Source organism: Streptomyces sp. NPDC059524, assembly GCF_042749255.1.
GTDB classification, from domain to species: Bacteria; Actinomycetota; Actinomycetes; order Streptomycetales; family Streptomycetaceae; genus Streptomyces; species Streptomyces xanthii.
Genome location: NZ_JBHYTK010000192.1, coordinates 1 through 13131 on the forward strand (window position 1 = coordinate 1; position 13131 = coordinate 13131).

Sequence of the window (13131 nt, forward strand, 5' to 3'; positions counted from 1 at the left end):
CGTCGTTCGTCCATGCCGCCACGCTAAGCGCCGGGCCCCTCGCCAGGCGTCAGCCAGGCGTGGCGATCACACATACTCCCCGCGGAGTACGCGCCGCCGGCGCGGCGGGCCGGCCCGCCGTCGTGCGGCGCCGGGTCTTCCGTCGCACGTCACGGTCACGAGCTGACCGCGTCGCCCTCCTGCCGGTCGAGCCGGGACAGGACGCGTCCCGCGACGGGGTGCGTGCGCACGATCTCGGCGAGCGAGGACGAGCCGCGGACGATCTTCGCGAAGGCGTGCCAGGCGGGGCGGAAGCCGGTGATCGCGGTGTGGATCAGTCCGGGGCGCCGGGCGAACACGGTCAGCATGCGCCGGCCGACGGCCATCTCGACGCCGAGCCCGGCCTTGATCGCGAAGGCGTAGTTGAGCGCCTGCCGCCGCGCGTCCACCGCGTCGTGCGCCTCGGCGACCCGCACCGCCCACTCCCCCGCGAGCCGCCCCGAGCGCAGCGCGAACGAGATGCCCTCGCGGGTCCACGGCTCCAGCAGTCCGGCCGCGTCACCGCAGACCAGGACCCGGCCGCGGGAGAGCGGGGAGTCGTCGGCGCGGCAGCGGGTCAGGTGCCCGGACGAGATGGCGGGCTCGAAGCCGGCGAGGCCGAGCCGCCCGATGAAGTCCTCCAAGTACCGCTTGGTGGCGGCGCCTTCACCGCGGGCCGAGATCACGCCGACGGTGAGCGTGTCGCCCTTGGGGAAGACCCAGCCGTAACTGCCGGGGATCGGGCCCCAGTCGATGAGGACGCGCCCGCGCCAGTCCTCGGCGACCGTCTCGGGCACCGGGATCTCCGCCTCCAGGCCGAGGTCCACCTGGTCGAGCTTGACCCCGACGTGCGCTCCTATGCGGCTGGCGCTGCCGTCCGCGCCGACGACGGCCCTCGCCAGGACCGTCTCGCCGTCCTGCAGCACGACCGCGACGGTGCGCCGGTCGGGGACGGCCGAACCGTGCTGCTCGACCCGGGACACGGTGACGCCCGTGCGCAGCTCGGCCCCGGCCTTCTGGGCGTGCTCGACGAGCTGCGCGTCGAACTCCGGGCGGTTGATCAGCCCGAACAGCATGCTGCGCGAGCGCCGCGTGCGCGTGTACTTGCCGTTGAGCGAGAACGTGACCGCGTCGATCCGGTCCTTGAACGGCAGCTCGAAGCCCGGCGGCAGCGAGTCGCGCGAGGGGCCGATGATGCCGCCGCCGCACGTCTTGTACCGCGGGAGCTCGGCCTTCTCCAGGAGCAGCACCCGGCGGCCGGCGACCGCGGCCGCGTACGCGGCGGACGCACCGGCGGGGCCCGCGCCCACCACCACGACGTCCCACACGCTCAGGTCCCGCTCGTCGCCCGTCTCATTGCCGTCCGCCGGGTTCTCGCTGCTCACGATGGTCTACTGCTCCCGAATCGCCACTGATGGGACTGCCTGCCGCCTTGCTCCCCCGCATCCTACGACCGGCTCCGCGCCGACCCGCTGTGGGAGGATCATCGGCACACCCTGCACAACGTCGCACCCACGAGGAGCGTGCCCATGTCGCCGCATCCGATCGCCGAGACCGTCGCCTCACTGCTGCCCCGCGCCAAGGCGGAGCTGACAGAACTGGTGGCCTTCAAGTCGGTGGCGGACTTCGACCAGTACCCGAAGAGCGAGAGCGAGGGCGCCGCGAACTGGGTCGCCGACGCGCTGCGCGCCGAGGGCTTCCAGGACGTCGCGCTCCTCGACACCCCGGACGGCACCCAGTCCGTGTACGGCTACCTGCCCGGTCCCGCGGGCGCCCCGACCGTGCTCCTGTACGCGCACTACGACGTGCAGCCGCCGCTGGACGAGAGCGCGTGGGCCACGCCCCCGTTCGAGCTGACCGAGCGCGAGGACGGCCGCTGGTACGGGCGCGGCTCGGCCGACTGCAAGGGCGGTGTGCTGCTGCACCTGCTCGCCCTGCGCGCACTGAAGGCGAACGGCGGCGTCCCGGTCGGCGTCAAGGTCATCGCCGAGGGCTCGGAGGAGATGGGCACGGGCGGCCTGGAGCGCTACGCGGAGCAGCACCCGGACCTGCTCACGGCCGACACCATCGTCATCGGCGACGCGGGCAACTTCCGGGTCGGCCTGCCGACGGCGACCTCGACGCTGCGCGGCATGACGCTGGTGCGGGTCCAGGTCGACACCCTGGAGGGCAATCTGCACTCCGGTCAGTTCGGCGGGGCCGCGCCCGACGCGCTCGCCGCGCTGATCCGCGTACTGGACTCGCTGCGCGACGAGGACGGTTCGACCGTCGTCGACGGGCTGCCGGGCGGCGCGCAGTGGGACGGGCTGCAGTACGACGAGGAGAGCTTCCGCAAGGACGCGAAGGTGCTCGACGGGGTCGAGCTGATCGGTTCCGGCACGGTCGCCGACCGGATCTGGGCGCGGCCCGCGGTGACCGTCCTCGGCATCGACTGCCCGCCGGTGGTCGGCGCGACGCCGTCCGTGCAGGCCGGCGCCCGTGCGCTGATCAGCCTGCGGGTGCCGCCGGGCCAGGACGCCGCCGAGGCGACCAAGCTGCTGGCCGGGCACATCGAGGCGCACACCCCGTGGGGCGCCCGGGTGAGCGTGGAGCAGGTCGGCCAGGGCCAGGCGTTCCGCGCGAACACGAAGAGCCCGGCGTACGCGGCGATGGCCGAGGCCATGGCGGAGGCGTACGACGGTCAGGAGATGCAGTTCGCCGGCCAGGGCGGCTCGATCCCGCTGTGTAACACGCTGGCCTCGCTCTACCCCGAGGCGGAGATCCTGCTCATCGGGCTCAGCGAGCCGGAGGCGCAGATCCACGCGGTGAACGAGAGCGTGTCGCCGGACGAGCTCAAGCGGCTCTCGGTGGCGGAGGCGCTGTTCCTCCAGAAGTACGCGGCTGCCGCCAACTGACGCGTTCCCGAGGGCCGCTCCTCTCTGCTCCCGGCAGAGACGGGCGGCCCTCGGCCCGTTCCGCGCCTACGGTCACGGCATGAAGCCCTACCCCCTGACCGAGATCCGCGACCTCACCCCGCGCCTGCGCCTCCTGCGCTTCCCCGTCGGCCAGGCCTACCTCTGGCGGGACGGCTCCGAGCTGACCCTGATCGACGCGGGCGCGTACGGCGCGGGCGGGCCGATCGCCGACGCCGTACGGGACTGGGGGCACGCCCCGCAGGACGTGCGCCGCATCGTCCTCACCCACTTCCACGAGGACCACGCGGGCGGAGCCGTCGAGTTCGCCCGTATCAGCGGCGCCGAGATCCTCGCCCACCACCTCGACGCCCCGTACATCCGCGGCGAACGCCCCGGCCCCGACCCGGTCTTCGAGGACTGGGAGCGCCCGATCCACGCGGCGGCCCTGGCGGCCCTCCCGGCCCCGCCCGCGCACCCCGAACTCCCGTCCTCGGTGCGGGAACTGAAGGACGGCGAGCTCCTCGACGGCATCGGCGGCGGCGCGGTGGTGGTCCCGGCGCCGGGCCACACGGAGGGCTCGATCGCCCTTCATCTCCCGCACCACGGCGTCCTGTTCACCGGCGACGCGATCGCCGCGTCCCCCGTGGACTCCCAGATCGTCCTCGGTGTCTTCAACCAGAACCGCCCCCGGGCCGTCGGCTCCTTCCACCACCTGGCGTCCCTGGACCCGGACCTGGCCTGCTTCGGCCACGGGGACCCGCTGACGAGCGACGCGGGCGCGGCACTGCGCGCATCAGCGGCAACCTACGACCTCCCGACCTGAGGGCCGACCCCCTGGGGGACGCGCGGCGAAGCACATGCCTCCGGGGGCGCACCAAAGGGGAGTGGACGCGGCGAAGCGCACGTCTCCAGGGGCACACCAAGGGAGGAGGCGCGGCGAAGCCGCATGCCTCCAGGGGCGCGGGGAACTGCGCGACCAGCCACGACGCACCGCAAGCCGACAACGCACCGCACAACTACTGCGAGTTCCCCGCACCACGCCCCAGGTCACCCCAAGGGCACCCCCGCTTCCAGATAGTGCGCGGCCCCGCGCTCCCGCGCCCTGAGCGCCCACCGCAACCGCTCGAACCGCACGGGCGGCAGCAACCCCGCCGCCTCCTCCTCCGTGACGAAGCGCCAGGCCCGCAACTCCGGCCCCGGCAGGACGACTTCGACCCCGTCCGCCAGCCGCCCCCCGTCGAACAGCATCCGCAGCCCCCCGTACGCCGGAGGCACGGGCCGCTCCCAGTCGACGACCAACAGGCCGGGGGCGTCGGCGAGTTGTATCCCGGTCTCCTCGGCGACCTCCCGCATCCCGGCCCGCGCCGGCGCCTCCCCCGGTTCGACGACGCCGCCGGGGAACTCCCAGCCCGGCTTGTAGGTCGGGTCGACGAGCAGCACCCGGTCCTCGGCGTCGAAGAGGAGCACACCGGCGGCGACGGTCTCGGCGGTCGGTTCGGGTGTCTGCACGATGTCGCAGGGCGCCGCTTCCCCCGTACGGACGGCGGCGGCGATCCGTATCGCGGTCTCGCGCGGGGTCAGGGCGCCGTTGTCGACCGGGTAGGCGTCGGCGGCGAGCCAGGTCGTGAACGCGGCGCGGTACGGCTCGATGTCCGCCGGGGCCTCGCCGGCGGGGTCTCGCTCGCGCAGGATCGTTTCCCCTGGGGCGAGGAGCACATGGCAGACCGGGATGCGGCGGGCGGCGAGCCCTCCGAAGATCTCGTCGCGGTACTCCTGGCGCAGCAGCGCCAGCGGCACCACGAGCACCCCGCCCAGCTCGGCGTGGAGGGCGGCGGCGGTGTCGACCACGAGGCGTCGCCAGATACGCAGGTCCTGCCGGTCGCTGACTTCCGCGAGCCGCTTGGGCGGCAGCAGGCGCTCCAGTTCGGCGTCGATCACCTCGGGGTCGAAGAGCGTGCAGTTCGGGATCAGATCGATCAGCTCCCGGGCGGCGGTGGTCTTGCCCGCACGAGACGCGCCGTTGACCCAGACGATCACGGTTCCCCCTCTTCGTCGGCCCCCAGAGGCTTGCCCGCAACACCCTGCCACGGAAACCAGGCACTGATGAGGGGTCGGACACGCCCCCGCCGGTCAACCCGCCACCATGCGATTCACTCCATCAAGTGACGAGTCCGTGCGGGAATTCGAGACCTCGGGGCAACGCGGGGGCCCGGCCGTTACCGTGACCGCGCAGACGCCCCAGCCCCCGGCGTCCGCGTGTACGTCCGCATACCGAGATTCCGTGACCACACCCTCGGCTCCCCTCCCGGAGCCGGACAGGTGCCCGAACCCGGGGGGACCCATGCGACAGGGCCACCGCGCAGACCACCTCACCCTCACCCGTTCCGCCGCCGACCCCGGCCCGCCGCCCGTGGTCCGCGAGACCGGCGACAGCGTCGTGGTCGAGCTCGACGGGGAGATCGACATCCTCGCGCTCCAGCGGATGACGCCGCTCCTGGACACCGTCGCGGCGGGCCCGTACCGGGTCGTGGCCGTGGACCTGACCGCCACGACCTTCCTCGACTGCTCCGGCCTGACCCTCCTGGTCCGCGCCAGCCGCCGCACCCGCGCCCGCGGCGCCCGCACGACGGTGGTCTGCCGCCACCCTCTGACCCTGCGCATCATCGACGTGGCCGGACTGACCGAGACCCTGACCCCGGTGCCCACCCTCCACGAAGCCCTCCGCTGAGCATCCGGGGGCGTCCGTCGGCCGCGCCGCACGAGGCGTCCGCGCACCGACGGGGCCTCGGGCGCCTCACGTGTCGCCCTCCGCCCGCGCTTCCCCACCCGTCCCGTCCGATTGCCGATGCTGTGGCGTCCGCGGGCAGCCCGCACGCTCGGTACATGAGCGATTCCGACGAGAAGCTCCGCCGGTTGCGGACGGCCCCCGAATTGCCCTGCCCGGCCTGCGGACTCCCGCAGGAGGAGGCGCGGACGCCGGAACACGACCTCGTCCGCCTCGAGCCGGCCCTGCGCGTCCCCGCCCATGTGGTGCCCGCCGAGCGCCGGTGGATCGAACTGTCCGACGGCCGGGTGACCGTCTACGGCGTCTGCCCCGTGGACGGCGCGCAGCAGTGTCGCATCGAGCACGTGCTGGTCTGTCCCGACCAGGACCTGCCTGACCTCTGGCCGTGGTTGACGGTGGTGCGGGAAGAGACGCGTCGCCGCGCCGAGCGGCGACGGGCGACACCCGAGCTGCCCGAGGCGGGCTGACGCCGCGCCGCCTACTTCACCGAACCGACCCAGTGCTTCCCGTCCTTCAGGAACTCGGGCACGACCTCGACATCGACCTTCTTCAGCTTGTTCCGCGGGATGTCGAACGCGAAGTCGGCCGTGCCGTTGGAGCCCGGCGAGACGCTTCCCGTGATGCCGCCGCCCAGGTCCCCGTCGAAGATCTGCGTGCAGACGTCGCCGTCCGGGCCCGCCTTCACGTTCACCGTCATCAGCGCGCCCTGGAAGGCCTCGTCCGATCCGTTGTGCACCGTGATCCGCCACTTCACGGCCCGGTTCCCGGTCGTGTGCCCGATCGAGTAGGGGCTCGGCGTGAACTTCACGGGTTTGGAGACGGTGACCGACAGGCCTCCCGACCACTTCTTCGTCTTCCCCCAGGCGTCCGTGCTCGCCGAGGGCGACGCCGCAGCCACCGCCACCCCGGCGCTGGAGGCCAGGAGGCACGCAGTCATCGCGGCGGCGATCAAGAGACGCGCCGTCGCGGATACGCGTATGCCGTTCATGAATCCATGATCCTCCGGGCCCCGGACACGGTCGACCGGAGTGGAACGGGGGCCGCACCTACTCGGGCAGAGGCCGGTCGGCGATCACGTTCTTCATGACCAGGGTGGAGGTCAGGCGCTGGACTCCGGGGAGTCGCGCCAGCTGTTCGTCGTAGAGCTGCTGGAAGGCTGCGAGGTCGCTGGTGGCCACGCGCAGGAGGTAGTCCGGCTCGCCGAAGAGGCGTTGCGCCTGGAGGACGTGCGGGACGGCGGTGACCGCCTCTTCGAAGGCCGTCACCGTGTCCGGGGTCTCCCAGCGCAGGGTCGCGAAGACCAGCGCCTCGAAGTTCAGGCCGACGGCCGCCGGGTCGACGACCGCGCGGTAGCCGCGGATCGCGCCCTCTCGTTCGAGGTCGCGCAGTCGGCGGTGGCAGGGGGAGACGCTGAGCTGCACCCGGGCGGCCAGCTCGGTGATCGTCAGACGGCCGTCGAACTGCAGCTCAGCAAGAATTTTCCGATCCAAGGCGTCCATGGCGAATATTCTCCCCCGGACAGCGCCGTAGCGGGGTAAGGATGCAAACACCTTCGGGCGCATTCGACCTAGCCTTCCCTCCAGAGCAACAATGCGAGAGGGAACGATCGATGGACACGACGACGCTGGCGGCCTTCCTGATGGTGGACCTGCTGCTGGTGTTCACTCCGGGCGCGGACTGGGCCTACGCGATCTCCGCCGGACTGCGGGGGCGTTCCGTCGTCCCGGCGGTGGCCGGACTGATCGCCGGTCACGCGGTCTACGCCCTCGTAGCCGTCGCCGGCCTGGCGGTCGTCGTGGCGAGCTACCCGGCCGCGCTCACGGCACTGACCGTCGCGGGCGCCGGCTATCTGCTGTGGCTGGGCTGGGGCGTGCTGCGGCAGCCGGCCGTGCCGGCGGCAGCCGCAGAGGGCCCCGACACGTCCCGGCTGCAAGCCATGATCAAGGGGGCGGGGACCAGCGGCCTGAACCCGAAGGCCCTGCTGCTGTACTTCTCCCTGTTCCCCCAGTTCATCGACCCCGCCACGGGCTGGCCGGCCGCCGCGCAGACGGGCCTGCTGAGCACCGTGCACCTCATGGCGTGCGCGGTCGTCTATCTGGCCGTCGGCGTCCTGGCCCGCACGGTCCTCAGCACCCGCCCCTCGGCCGCCCGCCTCGTCACCCGCGTCAGCGGCGCCATGATGATCGCCATCGGCGCCCTGCTCCTGGTGGAGCGCCTCGTCGGCTGAGGCCCGGGCAGCCTGCTGCGCGCGTGCGGCCCGGTGCCCGTCGACGGCCGTCAATCCGCCCGCAGGAACCCCGAGTTGGCCGCCTGGCCCAGGAACCTCAGGCGGGTGTCGCCCGCCATGTGCTTCTCGAACGCCTCCTTGATGCCCGGCCACTTGGCGTGGCCGAAGTCGTCGAGGACGACGATGGCGCCCGGTGCCGCGATCTCCTCGACCCAGGCCAGGTCCGCCGCCACGCCCGGTGCCGAGTGGTCGCCGTCGACGATGATCACGCCGTAGGCGCGGTCGGCGACGGCGGCGCGGACGTCCGGGTCGCCGGAGAAGCCGCGCTGGATGCGGGCCGCGGCGCCCGCCTCGCCGGCGAGGGCGAGGTTGGTGCGGACGGCGGCGCCCCGCACGGGGGTGCCCGTCGGGTCGGCGCCCTCGGTGGTGCCCGGCTGGAGCTGCAGTCCGGCGAGCGGATCGACGATCGTCAGGCGCGGATCGCGTCCCGCGCGCTCCAGCATCCGGATCATGGCCGCGCCGAACATCCCGTAGAGCGTGCCGATCTCGAGGACGTCGTCGTTCGGCGGGTCGAGCAGCGGGACGGCGGAGAGCTTGCCGCAGATGTTCATGGTGCCGCCGGCGATGCGGCCGACGCCGAGGGACTCCAGGGCGATGAGGAGGCGGAACGACTGGGCGACATTGCGTTCCGCGCCCGCGCGGTCGCCGGTCAGCTGCTCCAACTCCCCGACGAGGCGGTCGAGATGGACCTGGGCGGGGAGCCGGGACGGTCCGCGTCCCGTGCCGTCGAGCAGAAGCTCCAGAGGCCGCTGGCGATGGCGCAGAGGTGCGACGCGGCGTTCGACGCGCTGGTCGATCCGCTGGTCGATGAGGTCGACGACCGGGCGCAGGGCCCGTCGGGCGGTCTTGCCGGAAAGTAGCGCTCGCATGGTTCGGTGACCCTCACGGGTAGACGACGTGACGGCGTACATGGGGGTAAGGGGGTGGGGGACGAGCGCTGTGGGGGCGCCGCGTTCCAGCGACCGTAGGGGAACAGGAGCACGCACTTCAAGCACGGCGTCAGAAGCCCGCGATGCCCGGAAATCACGTACGAATTCCGGGCGAAGGGCAGGTGAACGGCGGTGTGCGGAACACCGGCGGGCGTGGCGTCACACGGCCTGCGGGTGCGCCTCGCCCGCGCGTGCACCCATGCGCAGTGCCGCGGCCGCCGCCCCGACGAGCCCCGCGTCGGTCCCCGTGGACGCGGGGGCCACCTCGAGGCGCTGGACGAAGGAGAGCGTGGCGTAGTCGCGCAGGGCGCGGCGCAGCGGCGCGAAGAGGACCTCGCCCGCCTTCGCCACTCCCCCGCCGATGACGGCGATGTCGATCTCGACGAGCGTCGCGGTGGCGGCGATGCCGGCGGCCAGGGCCTGGGCCGCGCGCTCGAAGGAGACGACGGCCGCCCGGTCGCCCGCCCGGGCGGCGCGGGCCACCGCCGCGGCGGACGCGTCGCCGTCGGGCCCCGGGCGCCAGCCGTCGGAGAGGGCACGCCGCGCGATGTTCGGACCGCTCGCGATGCGCTCGACGCAGCCGCGGGCGCCGCAGGGGCAGAGGTCGCCGTCGAGATCGACGCTGATGTGGCCGATGTGGCCCGCGTTGCCCGTCGGGCCGGGGTGCAGCTGTCCGCCCAGGATCAGGCCGCCGCCGACGCCGGTGGAGACCACCATGCACAGCGCGTTGTCGTGACCGCGCGCGGCGCCCTGCCAGTGCTCGGCGGCCGTCATCGCCACGCCGTCGCCGACGAGCTCGACGGGCAGGCCGCCGACGTGGGACCGCACGCGGGAGACGAGCGGGAAGCCGCGCCAGCCGGGCACGTTGACCGGGCTGACCGTGCCCCCGAGGCGGTCCACGGGTCCCGCGCTGCCGATGCCCACGGCGCGGGCGCCGGACCACAGCGGGGAGGCCGCGAGCTCGTCGAGCACCGCCTCGACCGCGCCCATCACCGTGTCGCCGTCCTCCTGCGCGGGCGTCGGCCGCTGCGCCCGCAGCAGAATGCGGCCCCGGTCGTCCACCAGGGCGCCGGCGATCTTGGTGCCGCCGATGTCCAGCGCGGCGACGAGGTCCATGTGCATCGGTGTCGGATCCCCCTGGGGAAGGCCGGGAAAAGGCAGGTCGAGGAGGCAACTGTAAGGAAGCCTGAGCATGCGGTCGACAGTCTCCCCCGAGCCTGACAACGTTGTCCAGGGCCTATGCTCGACGCCACACCGGCATACCGCATCATGAACACCTGACGAACGGCCGTCGCCCCGCCTCCGAGTGCGGTCGCCTCGACCGGTCGCACGGCCGCGACGACAGGACAGGACAGCGCACAGTGGACCGTACCGCCCGCCGCACCGAGAGCCGCTACGGCAACCGCCCGACGATGAAGGACGTCGCCGCGCGGGCCGGAGTCGGCCTCAAGACCGTGTCCCGCGTCGTCAACGGGGAGCCCGGCGTCACCCCGGACACCGAGCGGCGCGTGCAGGAGGCGATCGCCGCGCTCGGCTTCCGGCGCAACGACAGCGCCCGCGTCCTGCGCAAGGGCCGTACGGCGAGCATCGGCCTCGTCCTGGAGGATCTCGCCGACCCGTTCTACGGACCGCTCAGCCGAGCCGTGGAGGAGGTCGCGCGGGCGCACGGCGCGCTGCTCATCAACGGGTCGAGCGCGGAGGACCCGGAGCGCGAGCAGGAGCTGGTGCTCGCGCTGTGCGCGCGGCGGGTGGACGGCCTCGTGGTGATCCCGGCCGGCGACGACCACCGTTATCTGGAGCCGGAGATCGCGGCGGGTGTGGCCACCGTGTTCGTGGACCGTCCGGCCGGGCGGATCGACGCGGACGTGGTCCTGTCGGACAGCTTCGGCGGGGCCCGGGACGGCGTCGCGCACCTGATCGCGGGCGGGCACCGGCGGATCGGCTTCATCGGCGACCAGCCGCGCATCCACACGGCCGCGGAGCGACTGCGCGGCTACCGCGCCGCGATGGAGGACGCCGGCATACCGGTGGCGGACCGCTGGATGTCGCTGGGCGTCACCGACCCGGAGCGCGTGCGGCGGGCCGCCGAGGAGATGCTGACCGGGCCCGACCCGGTGACCGCGATCTTCGCGGGCAACAACCGTGTGACGGTCACGGTGATCCGCGTCCTGGCCGAGCAGCGGCGCTCCGTCGCGCTCGTGGGCTTCGACGACATCGAGCTGGGCGACCTGCTGAGCCCCGGCGTGACCGTCGTCGCGCAGGACGCGGCGCAGCTGGGCCGCACGGCCGCCGAGCGCCTGTTCCGCCAACTGGACGGGGCGACCCTGCTCCCGGAGCGCATCGAGCTGCCGACGCGGCTGATCCGGCGCGGCTCGGGCGAGCTGCCTCCGGCCGACTGACCCGTCAGGCCGGTCCGGGACGCAGCGGTTTCGCGGCCGGGCAGCAGCGCCGCCGATCGACTTCGGCGGCATCGCGCCGGGCGACCAGCTGAGCCCCGGCGCGAACACAGCCGGGAGCCCCGCCACGCCGTGCCACATCCGGCGCGCCCCGGCGAACGGCCACCCGCCCACCGACCCGGCCGGCGGACCCCCGGACACACTTCTGCCCCTCCCCGGCCGACCCCGAGGAGGGGCAGAGTCTTCGCGACGCGCTACGGAGTGCGCGCTGGGGGCTACTTGCCCTTGACCGTCAGGTCGCCGCGGCGCGGGCCCGCGTAGTGCTCGAGCCCGGCGAGGGTGAGGCCGGTCCGGCTGACGACCTCGCCGGAGTCGAGGGCACCGCAGTCCATGCCGCGCAGCAGGTAGCCGGCGAGGGCCTTGGCGGTGGCGGGCTCGTCGGCGATGTCACCGGCGGCCTGCTTGGCGTAGGCGGCGAGGCGCGCGGCGGCGGCCTCGAAGCCCTCGCGGTAGAAGGCGAAGACGGCGGCGTAGCGGGTGGGGATGTGGCCCGGGTGCATGTCCCAGCCCTGGTAGTAGGCGCGGGCCAGGGCGCGGCGGGTGAGGCCGTAGTGCAGGCGCATCGCGTCGTGGACCTTGGCGGTCGTGCCGATCGGCAGGACGTTGGTGGAGCCGTCCGAGACGCGGACGCCCGTGCCGGCGGCGGCGACCTGCATGACGGCCTTCGCGTAGTCGGCGGCCGGGTGGTCGCTGGCCTGGTAGGCGGCGGAGACGCCGAGGCAGGCGCTGTAGTCGAAGGTGCCGTAGTGCAGACCGGTGGCGCGGCCCTCGGCGGCGTCGATCATCTTGGCCACGGCGGCGGTGCCGTCGGCGCCGAGGATGGACTGGCTGGTCTCGATCTGGATCTCGAAGCCGATCCGGCCGGCGTCCAGGCCGTGCTGCTTCTCGAAGGCCTCGACGAGCCGCACCATCGCGGTGACCTGCTCCGGGTACGTCACCTTCGGCAGCGTGAGGACGAGGCCCTCGGGCAGCCCGCCGTGCTCCATGAGGCCGGTGAGGAAGATGTCGAGGGTGCGGATGCCGCGGTCGCGGACCGGGGCCTCCATGCACTTCATGCGGATGCCCATGTACGGGGCGGCGGTGCCGTTCGCGAACGCCTCGGAGATGACGCGGGCGGCACGGGCGGCCGTCTCGTCCTCGTCGGCGTCGGACTTGGGGCGGTAGCCGTCCTCGAAGTCGACCCGGAGGTCCTCGACGGGCTCGCGCTCCAGCTTGGCGCGTACACGGCTGTAGACGGGCTCGGCGAGCTCGTCGCTCAGGCCGAGGACCTCGGCGAACGAGGCGGCGTCCGGCGCGTGCTCGTCGAGCATCGCGAGCGCCTGGTCGCCCCAGGACCGGATGGTGCCGGCATCGAAGGCGTCGCCCGGTACGTAGACCGTGTGGACCGGCTGGCGGGTGCCGGGGTCTCCCGGGTAGCGGCGCTCGAGCTCCGCGTCGACGGGGGCGAGTGAGGCGCTGATGCCCTCGCTGACCGCACCGGCGAGGCTCGTCGACACCTTCTCCTGCTGACCCATTACTGCACCCTCCATATGCTCGATGTTTCCACTCCACGGAATCAACAATCCGCATAGTGAAGTTAACGGCCGTGATGACGTCAGTCAATGGCTCCCTTGCATGGTCCCGTCACGCGGACGGGGGGGGGGGGGGGGGGTCTCACACCCCCCCGGGCCCGCCCGCCCCGGGGGGGGGGGCGGGGGGGCCCCCCCTCGTCTCGGTCGACTACCGGCTCGCCCCGGAATCCCCGTTCCCGGCCGCCGTCCAC

At 73.3% G+C, this 13131-nt stretch carries 13 protein-coding genes; 6 read left to right on the top strand and 7 right to left on the bottom strand.

The window, feature by feature from the left end; translation table 11 throughout:
- Positions 1 to 155: 155 nt before the first annotated feature.
- Complete coding sequence (locus ACFW9D_RS34315; protein WP_384628620.1) at positions 156 to 1403, bottom strand: geranylgeranyl reductase family protein; 1248 nt, start codon at positions 1401 to 1403, stop codon at positions 156 to 158.
- A gap of 144 nt (positions 1404 to 1547) precedes the next feature.
- Between ACFW9D_RS34315 and ACFW9D_RS34320 the strand changes: the two genes are divergently transcribed.
- Positions 1548 to 2912 (top strand): dipeptidase, encoded by a 1365-nt coding sequence (locus ACFW9D_RS34320; RefSeq protein ID WP_188340403.1) that lies wholly within the window; start codon positions 1548 to 1550, stop codon positions 2910 to 2912.
- 79 nt (positions 2913 to 2991) lie between these two features.
- Positions 2992 to 3735 (top strand): MBL fold metallo-hydrolase, encoded by a 744-nt coding sequence (locus tag ACFW9D_RS34325; protein ID WP_384628623.1) that lies wholly within the window; start codon positions 2992 to 2994, stop codon positions 3733 to 3735.
- A gap of 224 nt (positions 3736 to 3959) precedes the next feature.
- Here the strand turns inward: ACFW9D_RS34325 and ACFW9D_RS34330 are convergent, their stop codons facing one another.
- Positions 3960 to 4949: an NUDIX domain-containing protein gene (locus ACFW9D_RS34330; protein WP_384628626.1), complete on the bottom strand. Its 990-nt coding sequence runs from the start codon at positions 4947 to 4949 to the stop codon at positions 3960 to 3962.
- A gap of 304 nt (positions 4950 to 5253) precedes the next feature.
- On the opposite strand from ACFW9D_RS34330, the gene ACFW9D_RS34335 reads away from it, so the two are divergent.
- A complete protein-coding gene (locus ACFW9D_RS34335) occupies positions 5254 to 5640 on the top strand; it encodes an STAS domain-containing protein (RefSeq protein WP_188340400.1) in 387 nt (128 codons plus the stop codon).
- A gap of 155 nt (positions 5641 to 5795) precedes the next feature.
- Positions 5796 to 6164: a DUF6083 domain-containing protein gene (locus ACFW9D_RS34340; RefSeq protein ID WP_384628629.1), complete on the top strand. Its 369-nt coding sequence runs from the start codon at positions 5796 to 5798 to the stop codon at positions 6162 to 6164.
- An 11-nt stretch (positions 6165 to 6175) separates the two neighbouring features.
- Here ACFW9D_RS34340 and ACFW9D_RS34345 read toward each other — a convergent pair whose 3' ends face one another.
- Together ACFW9D_RS34345 and ACFW9D_RS34350 are read right to left on the bottom strand one after the other, a co-directional pair.
- The gene (locus tag ACFW9D_RS34345; protein ID WP_384628633.1) at positions 6176 to 6685 is read right to left on the bottom strand and encodes a hypothetical protein; all 510 of its coding nucleotides are present in this window, start codon (positions 6683 to 6685) and stop codon (positions 6176 to 6178) included.
- A gap of 58 nt (positions 6686 to 6743) precedes the next feature.
- The gene (locus ACFW9D_RS34350) at positions 6744 to 7196 is read right to left on the bottom strand and encodes an Lrp/AsnC family transcriptional regulator (RefSeq protein ID WP_188340399.1); all 453 of its coding nucleotides are present in this window, start codon (positions 7194 to 7196) and stop codon (positions 6744 to 6746) included.
- Between the two features lie 110 nt (positions 7197 to 7306).
- Between ACFW9D_RS34350 and ACFW9D_RS34355 the strand changes: the two genes are divergently transcribed.
- Entirely contained in the window at positions 7307 to 7924 is a 618-nt protein-coding gene (locus ACFW9D_RS34355) for a LysE family translocator (protein WP_384628637.1), read from the top strand.
- A 50-nt stretch (positions 7925 to 7974) separates the two neighbouring features.
- On the opposite strand, the gene ACFW9D_RS34360 is transcribed toward ACFW9D_RS34355, so the two are convergent.
- Both ACFW9D_RS34360 and ACFW9D_RS34365 read right to left on the bottom strand, forming a co-directional pair.
- Positions 7975 to 8853, bottom strand: a complete 879-nt coding sequence (locus ACFW9D_RS34360; RefSeq protein WP_384628640.1) for a class I SAM-dependent methyltransferase — start codon at positions 8851 to 8853, stop codon at positions 7975 to 7977.
- A gap of 219 nt (positions 8854 to 9072) precedes the next feature.
- A complete protein-coding gene (locus ACFW9D_RS34365) occupies positions 9073 to 10035 on the bottom strand; it encodes an ROK family protein (protein WP_384628643.1) in 963 nt (320 codons plus the stop codon).
- A 239-nt stretch (positions 10036 to 10274) separates the two neighbouring features.
- Here ACFW9D_RS34365 and ACFW9D_RS34370 point away from each other — a divergent pair, with 239 nt between their 5' ends.
- Positions 10275 to 11312 (top strand): LacI family DNA-binding transcriptional regulator, encoded by a 1038-nt coding sequence (locus tag ACFW9D_RS34370; protein WP_188340395.1) that lies wholly within the window; start codon positions 10275 to 10277, stop codon positions 11310 to 11312.
- Positions 11313 to 11584: 272 nt separating this feature from the next.
- Here ACFW9D_RS34370 and ACFW9D_RS34375 read toward each other — a convergent pair whose 3' ends face one another.
- Positions 11585 to 12883 carry a DUF6986 family protein gene (locus tag ACFW9D_RS34375; protein ID WP_188340394.1) on the bottom strand — a complete coding sequence of 433 codons (1299 nt, stop codon included), beginning with the start codon at positions 12881 to 12883 and terminating at the stop codon, positions 11585 to 11587.
- Between the last annotated feature and the right edge of the window lie 248 nt (positions 12884 to 13131).

Coding starts and splice junctions, on each gene's coding strand:
- ACFW9D_RS34320 (WP_188340403.1), top strand. CDS start 1,548: ATGTCGCCGCATCCGATCGCCGAGACCGTCGCCTCACTGCTGCCCCGC.
- ACFW9D_RS34325 (WP_384628623.1), top strand. CDS start 2,992: ATGAAGCCCTACCCCCTGACCGAGATCCGCGACCTCACCCCGCGCCTG.
- ACFW9D_RS34335 (WP_188340400.1), top strand. CDS start 5,254: ATGCGACAGGGCCACCGCGCAGACCACCTCACCCTCACCCGTTCCGCC.
- ACFW9D_RS34340 (WP_384628629.1), top strand. CDS start 5,796: ATGAGCGATTCCGACGAGAAGCTCCGCCGGTTGCGGACGGCCCCCGAA.
- ACFW9D_RS34345 (WP_384628633.1), bottom strand. CDS start 6,685: ATGAACGGCATACGCGTATCCGCGACGGCGCGTCTCTTGATCGCCGCC.
- ACFW9D_RS34350 (WP_188340399.1), bottom strand. CDS start 7,196: ATGGACGCCTTGGATCGGAAAATTCTTGCTGAGCTGCAGTTCGACGGC.
- ACFW9D_RS34355 (WP_384628637.1), top strand. CDS start 7,307: ATGGACACGACGACGCTGGCGGCCTTCCTGATGGTGGACCTGCTGCTG.
- ACFW9D_RS34360 (WP_384628640.1), bottom strand. CDS start 8,853: ATGCGAGCGCTACTTTCCGGCAAGACCGCCCGACGGGCCCTGCGCCCG.
- ACFW9D_RS34365 (WP_384628643.1), bottom strand. CDS start 10,035: ATGCACATGGACCTCGTCGCCGCGCTGGACATCGGCGGCACCAAGATC.
- ACFW9D_RS34375 (WP_188340394.1), bottom strand. CDS start 12,883: ATGGGTCAGCAGGAGAAGGTGTCGACGAGCCTCGCCGGTGCGGTCAGC.